Here is a 20,199-nt window from a genome sequence, read left to right as displayed (position 1 = left end):
GGGCATCCCGCCGCACGGTGGGATGCCCGGGACCGGCGCGGTCAGCCGTTGCGGTCGGCGTACTCGTAGACCGAGCCGTCCGGATGCAGGGCGATGAGGTTGCGGCCGCCCGGTGTCGCCACCGGGCCCGCGACGACACGGGCCCCCAGATCGGTGAGGACCCGCGCCGTCTCCTCGACGTCCTTGACGGCGATCGTCGCGGCGACCTTGCGCAGCACCTCCAGCTCCGACTCGGGCCCGCTCATCAGCAGGAAGCAGCCGATCGCGGCGACGGACACGCCGCCGCGCTCGAAGCGCAGCGCCCGGCCGCCCGCGAGCCGCTCGTAGAAGGGGACCGCAGTCTCCAGGTCCTCGACGCAGACGCGCAGCGTGGCTCCCAGAATCTCCATGCGGACGAGCCTAGTTGGCGTCGGCCCGCGACGGAGATCGTTTCGGGCGGTCGCCGTCCGCCGATGCCCCGGCGTCGGCCGGGTGCGGCCCGACGGGCCGTCACCGACGGTCCGTTACGGGGCCGGACACCCGGGTACCCGCACATCATGAAGCGCATCGAGCACCTCGATCACCTGGAGCATCTGGACAAGGGACTCGTCGACGAACTGACCGCGGTGGCCCGCGAGACCATCCGCGACGAACTGCGTGAGCAGACGCGCAAGCAGCGGCGGACGGCCACGCTGTACGCCGCCTCGGGCGCCGCCGCGCTGTACGCCGGAGCCGCGCTGGCGCTGGCCCTCGGCCTCGCACTCGCCCTCGGGCTGCCCGGCTGGGCCGCCGCCCTGGTCACCGCGGCGGCACTCGGTGTCGCCGCGTTCGTGCTGCGCGGCATGGCCAGGCCGTCCACCGCCCACCCGGACACCGGCCACGCGAGCGAGCTCAATCCGCCCGGGCGGATCCTCGGCGGCACCGCGCCGGCCTCCCCGCCCGGCGGCATGGGCGTCCTGTATCCGCCGGTCCCGGCCGTGACGCCCGGCGCGCCCGACCCCGCCGCCCACCTCGCGAGCGATCCCGACACGTATCTTCACCAGGCACGATGACCGTCCTACCGCCCGGTCCGCCCCGGCCGGAGCGGACCGGGCGGCCCTCCCGCGGACGTCCCGGCCGTCGTGCCGATGCCGTCCGCCGGGAGCAGACTGGAAACCGGTGAGGCCCCCGAGGACCGGGCCGACCCCACGGACGGCGGCCCCGGCCCGCGGCCCCCGAAGCCAGGTGCCCCACGCCGCCTGCGCCGCGTCGGCCCGCGCCGACGCCCCCGCACGGCCCGGCTCCGAACCGCGTCCCGGCCCCTCCTGTTGCCGTGCCTGCGAGTCCGGACGTGTGCCCGCGCCGATGGCGCTTCCCGAGGCCGGCGAAAGGCCGGGGGTGCCCGTGTTTGGGTCATCCCGTCGGGGGGACGCGGAAAGCCCGTACGAGCGACACCACAAGCGACACCGCCAGAGGAGCATCGTGAGGCGACCCCGCATTCTGATCGTCGGCGCCGGTTTCGCCGGTTACCGGACAGCCCGCACCCTGTCGCGGCTGGCCCGGGGCAAGGCCGAGATCACTCTGCTGAACCCGACCGACTACTTCCTGTACCTGCCGCTGCTGCCCCAGGTCGCCTCCGGTGTCCTGGAGCCACGCCGCGTCACCGTCTCCCTCTCCGGGACGCTGCCCCGCGTACGCCTCGTGCTCGGTGAGGCCGCGTCCGACGGGATCGACCTCGACGCGCGCACCGTGCGCTACACCGACCCCGAGGGCGACAGCGGCACCCTGACCTACGACCGTCTCGTGCTCGCCGTCGGCAGCGTCAACAAGCTGCTGCCCGTACCCGGAGTCGCCGAGCACGCGCACGGCTTCCGTGGTCTGCCCGAGGCGCTCTACCTGCGGGACCACGTGACCCGCCAGATCGAACTCGCCGCCGGGTCGGACGACCCGAAGAGCCGCACCGCCCGCACCACCTTCGTGGTCGTGGGCGCCGGCTACACCGGAACCGAAGTCGCCGCGCAGGGGCAGCTGTTCACCGACGCCCTGGTGCGCGAGCGGTCCCTGCCGGAAGGCATCCGGCCGCGCTGGCTGCTGCTCGACGTCGCCGACCGCGTCCTGCCCGAACTGGACGAACGGCTCTCGCGCACCGCCGACCGCGTGCTGCGCCGACGCGGGGTCGACGTGCGCACGGGCACCTCGGTGAAGGAGGCCACGCCCGACGGAGTCCGGCTCAGCGACGGGGAGTTCGTCGACACGCGGACGCTGGCCTGGTGCGTCGGCGTCCGGCCCGATCCCCTGGTCGAGGGGCTCGGGCGGCCCCTCGAACGGGGCCGGCTCCTGGTCGACCCGTTCCTCCAGGTGCCGGGCCACCCCGACGTGTTCGCCTGCGGTGACGCGGCGGCCGTGCCCGACCTGGAGAAGCCCGGTGAGTACACCCCGATGACGGCCCAGCACGCCTGGCGCCAGGGGAAGGTCGCAGGTCACAACGTCGCGGCCTCGCTCGGTGTCGGCGACCGCCGTGCCTACCGCCACCGCGATCTCGGCTTCACCGTCGACCTCGGCGGTGTCGACGCGGCGGCCAACCCCCTCGGTGTGCCGCTGTCGGGCCCGCTCGCCGGAGCCGTCACCCGCGGCTACCACATCGCCGCCTTGCCCGCCAACCGCGTCCGCGTCGCGGCCGACTGGCTCCTGGACGCCGTACTGCCGCGCCAGTCCGTGCAGTTGGGCCTGGTCCGCGCATGGTCGGTGCCGCTGGACACCTCCGCGCCCGAACTGGCCCGGGTGGCCGGAGCACCGCAGGGTGCGACGAAGCCCGCCGGGGCCGCCGCGCCCGCCGGACCCGGCGCCGACCGCTCGCGAGCCGCGGGCCGCCCGGAAGGAGACTCATGAACACCCGTCAACTCATCGACCTGGCGCAGCAGCTGCGGGTCGACAGCGTGCGCGCCGCCGACACCGCGAACTCCGGACACCCGACCTCGTCGATGTCCGCCGCCGACCTCGTCGCGGTCCTGTTCGCCAACCACCTGCGCTACGACTTCGAGCGCCCCCAGCACCCCGGCAACGACCGCTTCATCCTCTCCAAGGGCCACGCCTCGCCCCTGCTGTACGCGGCCTACAAGGCGGCCGGCGCCGTGAGCGAGTCCGAACTGCTCACCTTCCGCAAGGAGGGCAGCCGGCTCGAAGGGCATCCGTCGCCGCGGCGGCTTCCCTGGGTCGAGACGGCTACCGGGTCGCTGGGCCAGGGACTGCCCGTCGGTGTGGGCGTCGCCCTCGCCGGCAAGCGGCTCGACCGCACCGGATACCGCGTCTGGGTGCTGTGCGGTGACAGCGAACTCGCCGAGGGCTCCGTCTGGGAGGCCGCCGAGCACGCCGGGTACGAGCACCTCGACAACCTCACGGTGATCGTCGACGTGAACCGTCTCGGTCAGCGCGGACCGACCCGGCACGGGCACGACCTGGACGCCTACGCCCGTCGCTTCCAGGCGTTCGGCTGGCACACGGTCGAGGTCGACGGCCACGACGTGGACGCGGTCGACCGCGCCTTCGCCGAGGCCGTGTCGACCGGCGGGCAGCCCACCGCGATCCTCGCCCGCACCCTCAAGGGCAAGGGCGTCGCCTCGGTCCAGGACCGGGAGGGCCTGCACGGCAAGCCCCTGCCGGACGCCGAGGAGGCCATCGCCGAACTCGGCGGCGTGCACGACCACCACGTCGACGTCCGCCGGCCGCCCGCCGCACGGATGCTGCACGCCGTGAGCTCCGGGCACCTCGACCTGCCCCGCTTCGAGATCGGCGACGAGATCGCCACCCGGGACGCCTTCGGGCAGGCGCTGGCCGCCCTCGGCAGCGCCCGCGGCGACGTCGTCGCGCTGGACGGCGAGGTGGGCGACTCGACGCGCGCCGAGCTCTTCGCCAAGGAACACCCCGACCGCTACTTCGAGTGCTACATCGCCGAGCAGCAACTGGTCGGCTCCGCCGTCGGCATGGCCGCACGGGGCTGGGTGCCGTACGCCACGACGTTCGCGGCGTTCCTCACCCGCGCCCACGACTTCGTGCGGATGGCCGCCGTCAGCGGCTCCGGCATCAACCTCGTCGGCTCCCACGCGGGCGTCTCGATCGGCCAGGACGGCCCCTCCCAGATGGGCCTCGAAGACCTCGCGATGTTCCGGGCCCTGTACGGCACGACCGTGCTGTACCCGTGCGACGCCAACCAGACCGCCAAGCTCGTCGCCGCCATGGCCGGCCTGGAGGGCATCCGGTACCTGCGCACCTCGCGCGGCGACAGCCCGGTCATCTACAGCCCCACCGAGGAGTTCCCCGTCGGAGGCAGCAAGGTGCTGCGCGCCTCCTCCGACGACCGGCTGACGATCGTCGCCGCGGGCGTCACCGTCCACGAGGCGCTGGCCGCCGCCGACGCCCTCGACCGCGAGGGCATCCAGGTCCGCGTGATCGACCTGTACTCGGTCAAGCCCGTGGACCGCGCGACCCTGCGCGAGGCCGCGGAGGAGACGGGATGCCTGGTCACCGTCGAGGACCACCGCGAGGAGGGCGGCCTCGGCGACGCGGTGCTCGACGCCTTCACCGACGGACGCCCGGTGCCCCGCCTCGCCCGGCTCGCCGTCCGGACGATGCCCGGCTCGGCGAGCCCGGCCGAACAGCTGCGCGCCGCAGGCATCGACGCTGAGTCGATCGCCGCGGCGGCCCGGCTGCTCGTCGAGACCGCCGTGGTGCGCTGAGCACGGAACGGAGAGCACGATGGTGACAAGGCCGGTGAGGCGGCCCGGTGCCGTGCGCCGGGTCCCCGCACCGGGCACGGGGACCCGCGGGAGGAGAGACCCCATGAGCGGACTGCCGTACGTCTACGCGATCTGCCGCGCCTTCCCGGCCGCGCTCTCGGCCGAACTGACCGGTGTCGCGGGCGTCCCGCCCAAGCTGCTGCGCCACGGCGATCTGGTGGCCGTGGTCGGCTCCGTCCCGGAGGAGGAGTTCGCCGCGGAGCCGCTGCGCCGCAGGCTGGAGGACGTGGCCTGGCTGGAGGCGACGGCGCGCGCCCACCAGGGCGTCATCGACGCCCTCACCGGCGTCACCAGCCCGCTGCCGCTGCGGCTGGCCACCGTCCTGCGGGACGAGAGCGGCGTACGCGTGATGATGGAGGAGCGCCGGGAGGAGTTCCTCGCGACGCTGGACCGGCTCGACGGGCGGGTCGAGTGGGACGTGAAGGTGTACGCCGACACCGCCGGAGCCTCCGGGTACACGGGGGAGCGGGCGGACGGGCTCGCGCACCGGCTGCACGACACCCTGGCCGGGCGGGCGACGGAGACCAGGCTGCACGCCCCGCAGAGCGCGGCGCCCTCCGATCTGGCCTACTCCCAGGTACTCAACGCCGCCTACCTGGTGCCGCGCGCGGAGTCCGAGCAGTTCGTCGAGCGGGTGAACCGCGGCGTGCGCGAGCAGCCCGGACTGCGGGTGGAACTCACCGGGCCCTGGGCCGCGTACTCGTTCACGGAGCTTCCCGGCCTCACCGGCTTCACGGACCTCGCGGGCTTCACGCGCACCGCGCGGTGACCGCGCCGGACGGGGACTGAAAGCGGCGCCCGCCCCGGACCGTCGGGTCCGGGGCGGGCGCCGCCACGGCTCAGGCCGCCTTGCGGCCGAGCAGTTCGCCGTGCAGCACGGCGAACCAGCCGTCCTCCGCCCGCCCCCACTGCCGCCAGGCGTCCGAGACCTCTCGCAGCTGTTCCGACGTCGCGTGACCGCCCCCGGTGGCGCGCTCCGCGTACGCCGAGGCCAGCGTGCGGTCGGCCCACAGGCCGCTCCACCAGGCCCGCTCGTCCTCGGTGGCGTAGGTCCAGGTGCTCGACGTGGAGGTGATGTCCCGGATGCCGGCGGCCAGCGCCCACGCCTTGAGACGCCGGCCGGCATCCGGCTCGCCCCCGTTCGCGCGGGCCACCCGCCGGTACAGGTCCAGCCACTCGTCCATGCCCGGCACCGCCGGATACCAGGTCATGGCCGCGTAGTCCGCATCGCGGACCGCGATGAAGCCGCCCGGCCTGGTGACCCGGTGCATCTCGCGCAGGGCCTGGACCGGATCGCCCACGTGCTGGAGCACCTGGTGGGCGTGCACCACGCAGAACGTGTCGTCCGGGAAGTCCAGCGCGTGCACGTCGGCCACCGCGAAGTCGACGTTGCGCAGGCCGCGTCCGACGGCCTCCTGCCGTGCCCGGTCCAGGATGTCCGCCGCGTGGTCGACGCCGGTGACGTGCCCGTCCGGAACGCGTTCCGCCAGGTCGGCGGTGATGGTGCCCGGCCCGCAGCCGATGTCGAGGATCTTCATGTGGGGCTTCAGCGAGTCGAGCAGGTACGCCGCCGAGTTGGCGGCGGTGCGCCAGGTGTGCGAGCGCAGCACCGACTCGTGGTGGCCGTGCGTGTAGACGGCGGTCTCCTGCGACTTCGACATGACCGGTCCCCTTCGACGTGTACGGGGCCTCGGCGGGGCGTGTGCGCACTCCGCGGGGCGATGGCATCACCGTACGCGGTCATGTCGAATGATGAGATAGATATCTTGCCATGTGGACAAGCGGAGTTGGGCCGCCTGACGACGACCCGGATCGGAACCGATCGGATCGGACGGGTCGCGTCGGACGGGGTCGGTCGGGTTCGGCCCGGGTTCAGTGCGCCGGCTGCGGGCGGTAGACGGTCAGGGCCTCGCGGCTCTTGCGGAGCGTCACCCGGTCGCTCACCTCGGTGACCTCGCCGTCGTAGGCGAGGAGGGTGCCGGGGTCGACGCCGTCGATGCGCAGATGGCCCACCCGTACGGCAGCGTGCGCGGGGGAGCGGGTGAGCGGACCGGCGAAGGCGGCGGCGAGCAGCCGCACCGCGGGATGGCGTCCGCCGTGCACGACGCGGACGTCGAGACGCCCGTCCGCGAGGTCGAAGCGGCGGGCGGGTGCGAGGCCCACCCGGTGGTACGTGCCGTTCCCGGCGAACAGCAGCCACAACGGGTGCGTACGGCCGCCCAGTTCGGCCCGCAAAGGATGGTGGTCGGCCCGCAGGACCCGCAGCGCGCCGAGCACCCCGGCGGGCCAGCTGCCGATCACCTTCGACCCGTTCTCCCGCTCCCGCACCAGCTCCGGGTAGATGCCCAGGCTGCAGGTGTTGAGGAAGATGCCCTCCCGGGCGCCGGACACGAACCGGCCGACGTCCACCTTGACCGCCTCGCCCTGCTGGAGCGCGCGGACGAGATCGTGGTCGCCCTCCACCCCGAGGTCGTGGGCGAAGTGGTTGAGGGTGCCGCCCGGGAGGACGGCGAGCGGGACGTCGTGGCGCAGGGCGATCTCGGCCGCCGTGTTCACCGTGCCGTCGCCGCCGCACACGCCCAGCACCGTGGCGCGGGCCGCCGCCTTCTCCAACTCCTGCCGTATGTCCGCGGGTTCGCACTCGACGAGTTCCGCGGCCGGCAGCGCGTCGGCGAGTGAGCGGACCCGCTCCGGGGTTCCCGCGCCTGTGTTGGCCACCATGACCAGGCCCGCGCCGTCGGGCAGTGCGGGTGCCTCCACCCGCGGGCGCGCCGGAGCGGTCAGCTGGTCCCGGGTGGGCACCAGGGCACGGACAGCGTACGCGGCGCCGGCGCCCAGCGCCGCACCCGCGAGGACGTCGCTCGGGAAGTGGACCCCGGTGTACACGCGGGAGAGGGCCACCGCCGCCGCGAGCGGCGCGACGGCCGCTCCCCAGCCGCGGGACTCCAGCGCCACACCCGTCGCGAACGCGGCGGCGGAGGCGGCGTGCCCCGAGGGGAACGAGGTGGTGATCGGCTGGCGCTTCAGCTGCCGGATCACCGGGACCGGGTCCAGCGCGGGGCGGCCGCGGCGCACCGACCGCTTGCCGACGGTGTTGATCGTCGCGGAGGCGAGGGCGAGCGAGGCGAGGCCCCGGGTGGCGGCCCGGCGGGCACGCGGCGTGCGGCTCGCCGCCACGGCGGCGGCCGTCGCGAACCACAGCAGACCGTGGTTGGCGCCGCGGCTCAGCCGCGGCAGTACGGGATCGCCGCCCGGCCAGTGGCGCGCCGCGACCGACTCGAAGACCCGGAGGTCCACGGACAGGAGACGGTCCCGGAGGCCGTGGCGGCCCGGAACGAGGGCGGTCAGGTCGACGTCTGGGGTGGGGGTCATGCGGCTCCGTCTACCCCGGATCAGGCGTTTCCCCCGCCGCTGTGACGGGCGCCCCGCCGAATACGCGTTTGCCCCGCACCCCCCGCGCCCCGGAGAATGCCTGCCCATGGGACACCTCGAAGCCGCGCATCTTGAGTACTACCTTCCCGACGGGAGGGCGCTGCTCGGCGATGTGTCGTTCCGGGTGGGAGAAGGGGCCGTCGTGGCCCTCGTGGGGCCCAACGGCGCCGGCAAGACGACCCTGCTGCGGCTGATCTCGGGCGAGCTCAAGCCGCACGGCGGCACCGTGAACGTGAGCGGCGGGCTCGGCGTGATGCGCCAGTTCGTGGGATCCGTACGCGACGAGACGACCGTTCGGGAACTGCTCGTGTCCGTGGCGCCGCCCCGGATCCGGGAAGCGGCCCGGGCCGTCGACACCGCCGAGCACGCGATGATGACCGTCGACGACGAGGCGTCCCAGTTGCGGTACGCGCAGGCGCTCTCCGACTGGGCCGAGGCCCGTGGCTACGAGGCCGAGACCCTCTGGGACATGTGCACCACGGCCGCGCTCGGCGTCCCCTACGAGAAGGCGCAGTGGCGGCAGGTGCGGACCCTGTCCGGCGGCGAGCAGAAGCGCCTGGTGCTGGAGGCGCTGCTGCGCGGCACCGACGAGGTGCTGCTGCTCGACGAACCGGACAACTACCTCGACGTGCCCGGCAAGCGCTGGCTGGAGGAGCGGCTCAAGGACACCCGCAAGACCGTCCTGTTCGTCTCCCACGACCGTGAACTCCTCGCCCGCTCCGCCCAGAAGATCATCAGCGTCGAGCCCAGCCCGACCGGCGCCGACGCCTGGGTGCACGGCGGCGGTTTCGCGACGTACCACGAGGCCAGGCGGGAGCGGTTCGCCCGCTTCGAGGAACTGCGCAGGCGCTGGGACGAGAAGCACGCCCAGCTCAAGAAGCTCGTGCTGAACCTCCGTCAGGCCGCGTCCATCAGCCATGAGCTGGCCTCCCGCTACGCGGCGGCCCAGACCCGGCTGCGCAAGTTCGAGGAGGCCGGACCGCCTCCCGAGCCGCCGCGCGAGCAGGACATCACCATGCGACTGCACGGAGGGCGCACCGGCGTACGGGCCGTCACCTGCAAGGGGCTTGAGCTCACCGGCCTGATGAAGCCCTTCGACCTGGAGGTCTTCTACGGCGAGCGGGTCGCCGTCCTCGGCTCCAACGGCTCGGGAAAGTCGCACTTCCTGCGGCTCCTCGCGGGCGGCGACGTCGCCCACACCGGCGAGTGGAAGCTCGGCGCGCGCGTGGTGGCAGGCCACTTCGCGCAGACGCACGCCCATCCGGAGCTGGAGGGCAGCACGCTGCTCGACATCCTGTGGACCGGACACTCCCAGGACCGCGGTGCCGCCATGTCACGGCTGCGCCGCTACGAGCTGACGGCCCAGGCCGAGCAGCGCTTCGAGAAGCTGTCGGGCGGCCAGCAGGCGCGTTTCCAGATCCTGCTCCTGGAACTGGAGGGCTCGACGGCCCTGCTCCTGGACGAGCCCACCGACAACCTCGACCTGGAGTCGGCCGAGGCGCTCCAGGAAGGTCTCGAAGCGTACGAGGGGACGGTCCTGTCCGTCACCCACGACCGCTGGTTCGCCCGCTCCTTCGACCGCTACCTGGTCTTCGGCTCCGACGGACGGGTCCGGGAGACGCAGGAGCCGGTGTGGGACGAGCGCCGGGTGGAGCGGGACCGCTAGGCCGAGCTCCCGTGGGGGTCCTTCCGGGGCCCTGGGTGACCGGGGCCCCGCGGTTTCAGGTGGCCAGGGTCCTTGGAGAGGCCCGGACCACCCGATGTTCGTAGAGTGGTGGGTGGAGGTCACCTATCCATGGCTCCCTTCCGGCCGCCTCCGGGCGACGCCTGCCGGGCGGGCGCCCGGACCGCGCCGACGGCCACGACGAGCGGGGTAGCACCATGACCGGAGTCGACCCGGGCAGGCTGGACGACCAGCAGCTGATGAAAGAGCTGGAGGCCATCCACCGCACCCGCCACGACACGCTGCTGCACGGTTCGAACGACGCGCTGCACACGCACAACGAGCGCATGGCCCAGCTGGAGGGCGAGTACCTGCGCCGCCATCCGCGCCGCCCCGTCTCGGCGGGCCGCACCCGCGAGGGCGCCCGCGAAAGGGGCCCCGCCGCCGTGCCACCGGCCTGACAGGTCCCCCGCCGTCCGGTGGACCCCGACCACGCGGGCGTACGGGCCGCCCGAGGCGGTGCCGCACACCCACGCCGGCGGTGGCCCTAGCTGCTTGCGGCGCCCACGACCGCCCGCGCCAGCTCGTGCGCGTTGGCGTAGTGCTCCTTGTCCGGCAGACGTTCCAGCGAGTCGGCCAGACCGGCGGGTGCGTTCTTCTCGCGCAGGACGTCGATCAGCGCGCGCGGACCCGCGGGGAACGAGGTACGGCCGAGGAACCGCGCCAGTTCGAGGCGCAGCGTCTCCAGCGATTCCGGTGCCGTGTTCGGCACCACCGGTCCTCCCGCGATCGCCGGGTCGTCGTCGGCGGCCGGCTCCGGGTCCTGCCACTCCTCGGTCCGGGTGGGGTGCCCTGACCTGAGGAAGTCGCGCAGTTCGTGCTTCATCTCGTCGTCCCGGTGAGCGCTCATCCGGTCACTGCCTCGCTGCATGAAATCCCCTCCAGAGGTTCGAGGTAGGGGGCGCGTACCCGACGTCCCCCACGCGACACGTCGAGAAGCGGGCTGTCCGGGGATGGCCTCCGCCGACGAAGCGTCCGCGATCGGGCGACAATTCGAGGGTGTTTGCTCCGCATGGCCGGGGGCAGACGCAGATGCAGTGCTTCGGACAGGAGGCACGTCCGTGGGAGCGGCGATCCGCGCCACGGGTGTATCCGTCCGGATCACGGGTGCGCTCCCACGATGACTGTCCTATACCAGGCACCATCAAGGGAGTTGCGACGCATCATGCGAACTCAAGCGAGCGCGACGCACCATCCGCACGACGACGCCCCCGACACCTCGGAGGCGTTCCGCAGGCTCGCCACGCTCCCTCAGGGCCCGCAGCGCGACGCCCTCCGCGAGGAGATCGTCGAGTCCTGGCTGCCGATGGCCGACCGGCTCGCGGGCCGCTTCCGCAACCGGGGCGAGAACTCCGACGATCTGCGGCAGGTGGCGGCGCTCGGCCTCGTCAAGGCCGTCGACCGCTACGACCCCGAACTCGGCAACGCCTTCGAGAGCTACGCCGTGCCGACGATCACCGGCGAGATCAAGCGTCACTTCCGCGACCACATGTGGACGCTGCATGTGCCGCGTCGTGTCCAGGACCTGCGCAACCGGGTGCGGTTCGCCGCCCAGGACCTGTCGCAGACCATCTCGGGGCGCCGTCCCACGGTCGCCGAGATCGCGGAACGCGCCCGGCTGAGCGAGGAGGACGTGCTGACCGGCCTGGAGGCGCTGGAGAGTTTCACCGCGCTCTCGCTGGACGCCGAACTGCCCGGCAGCGACGACGGCTACTCGCTCAGCGACGCCCTCGGCTCCGCCGACCCGGCGCTCGACACGGTCATCGACCGTGAGGCCGTCAAGCCGCGGCTGCAGGCACTCCCCGAGCGGGAGCGCGCCATCCTCTACATGCGCTTCTTCAACGACATGACGCAGAGCCGCATCGCCGACGAGCTCGGCATCTCCCAGATGCACGTCTCGCGCCTCATCACCCGCTGCTGCTCCCGCCTGCGCGACCAGGTCATGCGCGACGCCGCCTAGCACCTCCTTCCCCGGCTCGGTCCACGACGCGCGGTCGACGAAGCCGCACGGCCCGGGCAGTCGCGGCGGCGCGAAGAAGCCGCACGGCCGAGGGCCCGCGCGACGGACGGAGCGGCGCGGCCGGAGGAACCACCGGCCCCAAGGACACCGAGCCCGCCGGGTGCCCCCTCGACGAGGAGGCGGCCGGCGGGCTCCTTCGTGGTGGCGGACGCCCGCGGCCGGGCGGCATCACCCGCTCGGGCCCCTGTTTTCCCGCGAATGGTGCCCGGCCGATAGCGCGCCGGGGCAGGGCGGGCTCTGATGGGCCCGAGGGACACGACGGCCGTGGCTCTCGGACCGCAGCCCCGCCGAAGGAGCCCCGCTCATGCGCCGTACCGCCCGTGTCCTGTACGCCACCGCCCTCGCCGGCGCCGCGCTGAGCGTCGCCGCGTCGGCCGCGTCCGCGGATCCGGCCGCGGAGGTCAGCCCGGGCTCCGTCGAACCCGGCGGCACCATCACCATCACCGTCACCTGCGACGGAGTCGGCGGCGCCCCGCCCGAGGCCATCGACGCCAGCTCCCAGGGATTCCAGGAGGGCAAGGTGCAACTGCACCGCGTCGAGGGCGACGACGCCCACGCCGCGGGTGCCGCCGCCTATCGCGGGACGGCCCGCATCCCGTCCGGCGCCCCCGAAGGCGCCGGCGGACCGGCGGCGTCCGAAGGTGCCGACGGCCCGGCCGCGTCCGGCTCCGGGGACGGCTATCAGGAGACCGGTGTACTCGACCGTACGGTCTCCTCCGGGGCGGGCACGACCGACGCCGAGAACGGTGACGTGCCGCCCGCCGCCCCGGACTCCGGCGGCTCGGACACGGTCGCGCCCGACGCGGTGGAACCGCCCCCCGTGGCCATCGACCCCGAACAGCCCGGCTCCGGTTACCCCGACCCCGTGACCCCCGACGACGTGGGTCCGGACGCCGTCGGCCCGGACACCGTCCCCGAACCCGCGGTGCCCGAGACCGTGCCCGAGCCCGTGGGCCCCGACACCGCGCCCGCCGCCCCGGTGGCCCCCGAAGTCGGCGGCGCAGCCCGCGGCGAGTGGGGCGTGGACGGTGTCTGCCCCGCGCCGCAGGGCGGCCACGGAAAGCAGTGGACCGCCTCGTACTCCGTCGCCCGGGGCGCCCCCGCGCACGACCCGAGCACCGGCACCGGTACCGGTACCGGTAAGGGAACCGGAGAACGTCCTCCCACCGTCCAGCAGGGCGTGCACGCCGGCCGCGGCGGCGCCTTCACCGACTCGGTGCCCGCGCTGGTCGCCGGCGGCCTGCTGATGGCCGGTGCCGGGTGCGCGGCCGTCCACCGGCTGCGCAACCGCCGCGCCTGACCGGCGGACGGCACGACGACGGCCCACGGCGGCGCCGGTGACGATGTGACAGGCGTGACCCCGACGGCACTCATGGGACGGCGTGCCGCTGGGTACTGACAGGCCGACGGCCCGGTACGCCGGGCCGCCGGAGCCGAACCGCAGGAAGGGACCCGGGCACCCGGCACCGTACGGCCGGGAAGGCACCGGGACAGGACACATCGGGGCAGGGCAGGTCGAGGCAGGGCAGGGAACGCAGGGCATCACCCACGGCGCGGAGGCACACATGCGGCGGACGGATCCGGAAGGCCGCGGACCGGTCCGCTACGGTCCGCCCCTGCCCGACCAGGGCCTGCCCGTGCTGCCGGAACTCCGCGCGGAGCTGGCCGCCGCCGCGGGCCGCGCCGACACCGAACTCTTCGGCGGCGGCCCCGCGTTCCTCGACGCCGCCTGCGGCTACTGGACCCGCCGCGGACTGGCCACCGCGGCCGACCGCGTGGCCGTCGCCCCCGGAGCCCCCGCCCTGCTGCTCGCCCTGACCGCCGCGCTCGGCGGCGACGTCCTCGCGCCCCGGCCCTGCGCCGCCTGGTGGGCGCCCCAGGCCCGTCTCCTCGGCCGGTCCGTGTTCCGGGTTGCGACGCCCGCCGAATGCGGTGGCGTCCCCGATCCGTACGCCCTCCTGGAGACCCTCCGCAGAGTCCGCGCGGAGGGCGGCGACCCGCGGCTGCTCGTGCTGTCCGTCGCCGACGACCCCACCGCCACCGTCGCGCCGCCCGAGCTGGTGCACGAGGCCGTCGAGGCCGCCGCAGGCGAGGGTCTGCACGTCGTGAGCGACGAGACCTGGCGCGACACCCTGCACCGGCCGCACGACACGGTGCTCCTCAGCCCCGCCGAGATGGCCCCCGACGACGTCACCGTGATCACGGACCTCGCCGGCGCCTTCCTGCCCCAGGGCTGGCCGGCCGCCGTCGCCCGTTTCCCCTCCGGCGAGGCGGGCGCCCTCCTGAGATCCCGCGTCCTCGACGTGCTCACCGCGGTCGGCGCGCGCGTCGCGGAACCCGTCGCCGCCGCTGCCGCGTACGCGCTCCAGGAGCCCGCCGCGATCACCGGACGGCTCACCGCCGCCGCCCGCCTGCACGCGGACGTGGCCGGCGCCGCCCATCGTGCGGTCACCGCGGCCGGTGCCGTGGCGCGGCCCCCGCAGGCCGGCAGACATCTGTACGTCGACCTCGGGCCGCTCCGCTCCGCGCTCGGCGCCCGCGGTGTCGGCGACGCGCAGGACCTGGAGGACCACCTGTCCGCCCGGCTCGGCATGCCCGCGCCGGGCGGACACCGCTTCGGCGACGACCTCGGCGCGCTCCGCGTCCGGCTGGGCACCGGACCCCTGCTCGGCGGTACGGACGAGGAACGGGCGCAGTCCCTGACGTCCCCGACGCCCCTGGAACTGCCGCATGTGCAACGCGCGTTGACCCGGCTGGGGTCGGCCTTCGACGATCTCCGCGACGACGCTCGGTGATGGGAGCCTCTCGATGACGCAGCAGTCCGAGTCGACGGCGAGCACGACGGCACAGGACCCCGAGGGCCTCGCGCCCCCGACGCCCCCGCCGGCGGAGCACCCCACCGTCGTCCCCCCGCCCCTCGCCGAGCCCCGCCCGCTCGGGGAACGCCGGGTCTGGCCGCGCTCCTTCGTGGAACGGCTGACCGCGCCGCTGCCGGGGCTGCGGGCCTTCGCCCGGTTCGCCCGCGAGGGCGCGCTGCGACCCGGCGCCGGCGGGCTCGCCGACATCCCCCTGCTGCCCTTCGAACCGGAACCACTGCCCGGTGTGGACACCCGCACGGTCGCCGTCTCCTGGGTGGGGCACGCGAGTTGGGTGATCCGGATCGGCGGGCTCACCGTCCTCACCGACCCGGTCTGGTCCCGCAGGATCATCGGCACCCCGGCCCGGATCACCCCGGTCGGCGTGGCCTGGAGCGCGCTGCCCCGCGTCGACGCGGTCGTCATCAGCCACAACCACTACGACCACCTGGACGCCCCGACCCTGCGCCGACTCCCGCGCGACACACCGGTGTTCGTGCCCGCGGGCCTCGGATCCTGGTTCAGGCGCCGCCGGTTCACCCACGTCACCGAACTGGACTGGTGGGAGGCGGTCGAACTGGAGGGCGTCCGCTTCGACTTCGTGCCCGCGCACCACTGGTCCAAGCGCGGCCTCACCGACACCTGCCGCACCCTGTGGGGCGGCTGGGTCCTCACCTCGCCCGAGGGACAGCGGGTGTACTTCGCGGGGGACACCGGATACGGCCACTGGTTCGCCCGCATCGGGCAGCGCCACCCCGGGATCGATCTGGCCCTGCTGCCCATCGGGGCGTACGACCCGCGCTGGTGGCTGAGCGACGTGCACTGCGACCCGGAGGAGGCGGTGCGGGCCGCCGTCGATCTGCGGGCCCGGCGGATGGCGCCGATGCACTGGGGGACGTTCGTCCTCTCCGCGGAGCCGGTGCTGGAGCCGCTGCGCCGGGTCCGGGCCGCCTGGGAGCGGGCGGGCCTGTCGCGCGAGGACCTCTGGGACCTGCCGGTGGGAGGCTCCCGGGTACTGGGCTGAGACCGGCGCCCCGGGGACCGGACCGAGCAGCGCCGCCAGGAGACCGTACGGTCTGCGAGGCGGTCGCCCTGCCCTGCCGAGTGGGCGCCCCAGTTCGTGCGAGACGGCTTCCACGAAATGGCTTCCACGAAATGGCTTCCACGGGGCGGCTTCTACGAGGCTGCCGGCCTGCGGATCCTGCGCCACAGGCCCGGCACCGCGCTGATCGCCAGGGTCAGTGCCACCGCGGCCACCACGCCCTCCCACGGTTCACTGAAGAGCGAGCCGCCGAGGATGCCGATGACCTGGTAGGTGGCCGCCCAGGCGAGGCAGGCCGGTACGTCGCCGCGGGCGAAGGTCCGCAGCGGCATCTTCGCCATCAGACAGGCCAGCATCACCGGAATGCGGCCGGCCGGGACGAGCCGGGACAGCACGAGCACGGCTATGCCGTGGTCGTGCAGTTTCTCCTGCGCCTGCGTGAGCCGGTCCTCGGGCGCCCGCTGCCGGATCGCCTCCAGCCAGCGCGAGCCGTTCCTCGAACCCATACCGCGGCGGCCGAGCCAGTACAGCGCCATGTCCCCGAGGAACGCGGCGAGCGAGGACACCAGGAACACCGTCAGCAGCGCGAACGGCGCCGTCTGATGGAAGGCCACCACCGCCGCCGAACTCACCAGCGCGCCCGTCGGCACCACCGGCACCAGCGCGCCGATCAGCACCAGCAGAAACAGGGTCGGATAACCGATCGCCTGCTGCGCCGACTCCTGCGGTCCCCGCGTGGCCGCGGCGGACAGCAGGAGTGAAGGGACCGCGGCGGTCCAGGGAGTCACCGCGCGACCTCCGGACGCACACACTCGCCGTGGTCCAGGCGGTGCACCGACACACCCGGCGCACGCTCGGCGGCCAGGCGCACGAACTCCTCACCCGGCGCGTGGAATTCGTGGGGGCGCACGGCATCCATACCGATGGGCCAGAACGTGCCGTAATGCACGGGCACGGCACTGCGCGGCCGCAGTTCGGCGAGCGCCTCGGCGGCCCGCCCCGCGTCCAGGTGCCCCTCACCGAGATAGGGCCCCCAGCCGCCCACCGGCAGCAGTGCCACGTCGACGTCCCCCACCTCCTCGGCCATCTCCGGGAACAACCCGGTGTCGCCGGCGAAGTACGTCCGGGCGTCGCCCTCGATCACATACCCCACGGCGGGGGAGCGATGCGGCCCGACCGGCAGCCGCCGCCCGTCGTGCCGCGCCGACACGGTCCGTACGAGGAGATCGCCGACCCGGGTCCGGTCGCCGGGCGTGACCTCGGTGAGCCGCAGATGGTCCAGCCGGCGCAGTCCGGGCACCGCGCGCGGGGCGCCCCGGGGGACCAGCAGCCGGGTGCCCGGAGCGAGCCGGGCGAGCGACGGCAGGTGCAGATGGTCGGCGTGCAGATGGGAGACCAGGGCGACATCGGCGACCGCCGCCGGGGGAGGGGGCGGCGCCCCGCGCCGGCGCCGCAGGTGCGCGAGCCGGCGCGCGAAGAGCGGATCGGTGAGCACGCGGGTGCCGGAGTCCTCCAGCGTGCACGTGGCATGCCCCCACCAGGTGATCTCCACCGGCACCTCTTTGCCTCCTTCGCGCGACTCCCCCCGAGCCTACGGGCAGGAGTAGGGTCGGCGGCGAAACCCGGAGGTGAGGGGGGACACCATGGGAGACGCAGGCGGTGCCTCCGGCACGCACACCCCGGAGCGCCCGTACGGACCGGGCGGTCCCGCGCCGCGGCCCCCGGCGCTGCGCGTCACGGCGATCGCCAGCCTGACGCCGCTGGAGGAACTCGACGCGGACCCCTTCCTCGTCGACTCCCGCAGCCAGCACGCGATGTGCGCCCGCTGGGCCGCCGAGCACGGCTACGTCGTCACCCGGGAACTCCTCGTCCGCGCCCTGCGCCCGGACCACCGCACCCTGTGGGCCGACGTCGAGGCCGGACTCGTCGACCTGTTCGTCGCCCCCAGCCGCCGGGTGCTGGAACGCGCCCTCGCCTCCGTCGACGAGTTCACCGCCGAGTGCGTGCGCCGCGGGGTGCGCGTCGAGACGGTGGGCAGCGCGGAACCGTTCTACGACGCCCAGATGAAGGCCCGGGTGCACCGCCGTCTCTCGATGCCGACGGCCGGCTACGACGGCCGCTGACCCGGCTCCCGCACGGGTCCGATGGGCCGCGGGAGCGCTGCCCGGGGGACTTCCGGGCACTCCCGTGCGTTGTGACAGGGTGGGGAGCAGGCCGCGCGGACCGGGCGGGCCCGGACGTGAGGTGGCAGGACGTGGAGGCAGGACGGTGGCGGCGCGTCGCCAGCGGGGTGGGGCGGAGCGTCGCCGTGTGGGCCGTGTCCACGGTCACGATGCTCGTCCTCGCCGGTGTGCTGCCCGATTTCCAGCTGCAGTCGGACAGCGGGGACAGCGCGACCCGGATCGCGGTCACCGCGGCGGCCGGTGCCGGCGTCTTCGGACTGCTGTCCTCGCTGGTGTGGCCGCTGCTGGTGCGGGCGCTGCTCCTCGTCCCCGCCCTGGTGCTCGGCGTGCTCGTCTTCTTCCTGAACGGTTCGCTGCTGCTGGTCGCCCTGTGGATCAACCCCTCGGGGCGCGGTGAGGCGGCCCCCGAGACCGCCGTGGTCGTGGCCGCCGTGATGTCCGCCGTCGCCTCGGCCACCGGCGGTGCCCTCGCCGTCCGGGACGACGACGCCTACCGGCGACGGCTCTACCGGCTCGCCGATCGGCGCCGCAGACGCGCGGCCGGGCGAGCCGGCCCCTCGACACCCGGCGCGGTCTTCCTCCAGCTCGACGGGGTCGGGCACGACGTACTGCGGGAGGCGATGGTCAAGGGGCTGATGCCGACCGCGGCCCGGTGGCTCGGCGGAGCGCGCCCCACCCACCGGATCGTTGCCTGGCGCACCGACTGGTCCAGCCAGACCGGCGCCAGCCAGCTGGGCATCCTGCACGGCAGCAACCACGACGTCCCGGCCTTCCGTTGGTACGAGAAGGAGAGCCAGGAGGTGATGGTCTGCAACCGCCCGAACAGCGCCGCCGAACTCCAGCGCCGGGCCGTCGAGCGCACCGGTGACGGAGGACTGCTCACCCTCGACGGCGCGAGCCGCGGCAACCTCTTCAGCGGCGGCGCCGACGAACTCGCCCTCGTGCTGTCCATCGCCGCCCGCAGAGGCCGCGACAACCGATCGCGCGCGGGTTACTTCGCGTACTTCTCCGACCCCGCCAACGCCGTCCGCACCGCGCTGTCGTTCGTCGCCGAGGTCTTCCGGGAGATGGGCCAGTCCCTCACGGCCCGGATCGCGCAACGCCGGCCGCGCGTCAAACGCGGCGGGCTGTACCCGATGGTCCGCGCGTTCGCGACCGTCGTCGAGCGGGACGTCGTCGTCCGCGCGGTGATCGGCGACATGCTCGCCGGGCGCAACGCGGTCTACGCGGACCTGGTGGCGTACGACGAGGTGGCACACCACTCCGGGCCGCGCAGCCGGGACGCCGAGAAGATCCTGGAGCGCCTCGACCGGTCGCTCGCGCTGATCGCGAAGGTCGCCGAGCACGCCCCGCGGCCGTACCGGATCGTCGTGCTCTCCGACCACGGCCAGAGCCCCGGCGAGACGTTCCTGACCCGCTACGGCCTCACCCTCGGCAACCTCGTCCGGGCCGGCTGCGGCCTGCCCGTGCCCCGCGGGGCGCGGCGCACCCACAGCGGCGCGGAGGCGCGAACCGCCGTGCGCGCCGCCCTGCGCCGTCCCCTGGAGGAGCGTGCGGAGCGGGCCGAGCGCCAGGAGCGGCTGCGCCCGTCGGGGCGCCGCTCGGAACCCGTCGTGCTCGCCTCGGGCAACCTCGGCCTGGTCTCGTTCCCGGACGTGCCGCACCGGATGACCCGCGAGGAGATCGACCGCCGCCACCCCGCGCTGCTGACCACCCTCGCCAACCACCCCGGCATCGGATTCCTCCTGGTGCGCAGCGAGGAGCACGGCGGCGTGGTGCTCGGCGCACACGGCGTCGAGGTGCCGCTGGACCGGCTCGACGACGAACACCCGGGCCCGTTGGCCGACTTCGGCCCCGGCGCCGCCGACGCCGTACGGCGCACGCACTCCTTCCCGCACACCGCCGACATCATGGTCAACTCCTGGTACGACCCCGCCGAGGGCGAAGTCCTCGCCTTCGAGGAGCAGATCGGCTCGCACGGCGGCCTCGGCGGCGCGCAGGGCAGACCCTTCCTGCTCTCCCCGGTGACCCTGTCCGCACCGGTCGGCGAGGACGCCGACCTGGTCGGGGCGGAACAGATCCACCAGGTGCTGCGCCGCTGGCTGGGCGAGTGCGACGGTCCTCAAGTACCCCTGGACATGGGCTCGGACGAGCGGGCGGCCTGAACCGGGCCGAGCGGCACCCGGCCCGGCG

18 protein-coding genes are annotated in these 20,199 nt (G+C 74.3%); 12 read left to right on the top strand and 6 right to left on the bottom strand.

Annotation, left to right across the window (positions count from 1 at the left end):
- Positions 1-41: 41 nt before the first annotated feature.
- Positions 42-389, bottom strand: a complete 348-nt coding sequence (locus ACIRQH_RS33730) for a VOC family protein (RefSeq protein WP_355874183.1) — start codon at positions 387-389, stop codon at positions 42-44.
- A 156-nt stretch (positions 390-545) separates the two neighbouring features.
- Here ACIRQH_RS33730 and ACIRQH_RS33725 point away from each other — a divergent pair, with 156 nt between their 5' ends.
- From ACIRQH_RS33725 to ACIRQH_RS33710, 4 genes are all read left to right on the top strand, one after another.
- Positions 546-1,031 (top strand): phage holin family protein, encoded by a 486-nt coding sequence (locus ACIRQH_RS33725; RefSeq protein WP_388934163.1) that lies wholly within the window; start codon positions 546-548, stop codon positions 1,029-1,031.
- A 409-nt stretch (positions 1,032-1,440) separates the two neighbouring features.
- Positions 1,441-2,847, top strand: a complete 1,407-nt coding sequence (locus tag ACIRQH_RS33720; RefSeq protein ID WP_404228585.1) for an NAD(P)/FAD-dependent oxidoreductase — start codon at positions 1,441-1,443, stop codon at positions 2,845-2,847.
- Entirely contained in the window at positions 2,844-4,691 is a 1,848-nt protein-coding gene (locus ACIRQH_RS33715) for a transketolase (protein WP_388876488.1), read from the top strand. Before ACIRQH_RS33720 ends, ACIRQH_RS33715 begins: the two co-directional genes overlap by 4 nt.
- A 103-nt stretch (positions 4,692-4,794) precedes the next feature.
- Positions 4,795-5,520, top strand: coding sequence for a GvpL/GvpF family gas vesicle protein (locus tag ACIRQH_RS33710; RefSeq protein WP_358820126.1), 726 nt, complete (start codon positions 4,795-4,797; stop codon positions 5,518-5,520).
- A 70-nt stretch (positions 5,521-5,590) separates the two neighbouring features.
- Here ACIRQH_RS33710 and ACIRQH_RS33705 read toward each other — a convergent pair whose 3' ends face one another.
- Together ACIRQH_RS33705 and ACIRQH_RS33700 are read right to left on the bottom strand one after the other, a co-directional pair.
- The gene (locus tag ACIRQH_RS33705) at positions 5,591-6,412 is read right to left on the bottom strand and encodes a class I SAM-dependent methyltransferase (protein WP_404228582.1); all 822 of its coding nucleotides are present in this window, start codon (positions 6,410-6,412) and stop codon (positions 5,591-5,593) included.
- A gap of 211 nt (positions 6,413-6,623) precedes the next feature.
- Entirely contained in the window at positions 6,624-8,123 is a 1,500-nt protein-coding gene (locus tag ACIRQH_RS33700; RefSeq protein WP_388934066.1) for a bifunctional phosphatase PAP2/diacylglycerol kinase family protein, read from the bottom strand.
- 106 nt (positions 8,124-8,229) lie between these two features.
- Here ACIRQH_RS33700 and ACIRQH_RS33695 point away from each other — a divergent pair, with 106 nt between their 5' ends.
- Together ACIRQH_RS33695 and ACIRQH_RS33690 are read left to right on the top strand one after the other, a co-directional pair.
- Positions 8,230-9,849: an ABC-F family ATP-binding cassette domain-containing protein gene (locus ACIRQH_RS33695; protein WP_388876478.1), complete on the top strand. Its 1,620-nt coding sequence runs from the start codon at positions 8,230-8,232 to the stop codon at positions 9,847-9,849.
- 215 nt (positions 9,850-10,064) lie between these two features.
- Positions 10,065-10,307 (top strand): DUF6158 family protein, encoded by a 243-nt coding sequence (locus tag ACIRQH_RS33690; protein WP_355874162.1) that lies wholly within the window; start codon positions 10,065-10,067, stop codon positions 10,305-10,307.
- 86 nt (positions 10,308-10,393) lie between these two features.
- Here ACIRQH_RS33690 and ACIRQH_RS33685 read toward each other — a convergent pair whose 3' ends face one another.
- Complete coding sequence (locus ACIRQH_RS33685; RefSeq protein ID WP_388876475.1) at positions 10,394-10,777, bottom strand: DUF2795 domain-containing protein; 384 nt, start codon at positions 10,775-10,777, stop codon at positions 10,394-10,396.
- Between the two features lie 294 nt (positions 10,778-11,071).
- On the opposite strand from ACIRQH_RS33685, the gene ACIRQH_RS33680 reads away from it, so the two are divergent.
- From ACIRQH_RS33680 to ACIRQH_RS33665, 4 genes are all read left to right on the top strand, one after another.
- A complete protein-coding gene (locus ACIRQH_RS33680; RefSeq protein WP_358820121.1) occupies positions 11,072-11,866 on the top strand; it encodes an RNA polymerase sigma factor SigF in 795 nt (264 codons plus the stop codon).
- A gap of 364 nt (positions 11,867-12,230) precedes the next feature.
- Positions 12,231-13,226 (top strand): hypothetical protein, encoded by a 996-nt coding sequence (locus ACIRQH_RS33675; protein WP_388934071.1) that lies wholly within the window; start codon positions 12,231-12,233, stop codon positions 13,224-13,226.
- A gap of 265 nt (positions 13,227-13,491) precedes the next feature.
- Positions 13,492-14,721, top strand: a complete 1,230-nt coding sequence (locus ACIRQH_RS33670) for an aminotransferase class I/II-fold pyridoxal phosphate-dependent enzyme (RefSeq protein WP_388934074.1) — start codon at positions 13,492-13,494, stop codon at positions 14,719-14,721.
- Between the two features lie 13 nt (positions 14,722-14,734).
- The gene (locus ACIRQH_RS33665) at positions 14,735-15,805 is read left to right on the top strand and encodes an MBL fold metallo-hydrolase (protein ID WP_388876466.1); all 1,071 of its coding nucleotides are present in this window, start codon (positions 14,735-14,737) and stop codon (positions 15,803-15,805) included.
- 152 nt (positions 15,806-15,957) lie between these two features.
- Here ACIRQH_RS33665 and ACIRQH_RS33660 read toward each other — a convergent pair whose 3' ends face one another.
- Both ACIRQH_RS33660 and ACIRQH_RS33655 read right to left on the bottom strand, forming a co-directional pair.
- Positions 15,958-16,611, bottom strand: coding sequence for a DedA family protein (locus ACIRQH_RS33660; protein ID WP_388934077.1), 654 nt, complete (start codon positions 16,609-16,611; stop codon positions 15,958-15,960).
- Positions 16,608-17,381: an MBL fold metallo-hydrolase gene (locus ACIRQH_RS33655; protein WP_388876459.1), complete on the bottom strand. Its 774-nt coding sequence runs from the start codon at positions 17,379-17,381 to the stop codon at positions 16,608-16,610. The genes ACIRQH_RS33660 and ACIRQH_RS33655 overlap by 4 nt, the downstream gene beginning before the upstream one ends.
- Before the next feature lie 85 nt (positions 17,382-17,466).
- Between ACIRQH_RS33655 and ACIRQH_RS33650 the strand changes: the two genes are divergently transcribed.
- The gene (locus ACIRQH_RS33650) at positions 17,467-17,946 is read left to right on the top strand and encodes a hypothetical protein (RefSeq protein ID WP_358820116.1); all 480 of its coding nucleotides are present in this window, start codon (positions 17,467-17,469) and stop codon (positions 17,944-17,946) included.
- Positions 17,947-18,077: 131 nt separating this feature from the next.
- Positions 18,078-20,171: a phage holin family protein gene (locus tag ACIRQH_RS33645; protein WP_404228576.1), complete on the top strand. Its 2,094-nt coding sequence runs from the start codon at positions 18,078-18,080 to the stop codon at positions 20,169-20,171.
- Positions 20,172-20,199 lie beyond the last annotated feature (28 nt).

Source organism: Streptomyces sp. NPDC102279 (assembly GCF_044766365.1).
Taxonomy (GTDB): domain Bacteria; phylum Actinomycetota; class Actinomycetes; order Streptomycetales; family Streptomycetaceae; genus Streptomyces.
Note: the sequence above shows the minus strand (reverse complement) of the source record. Positions and strands in the feature narration are given on the sequence as shown.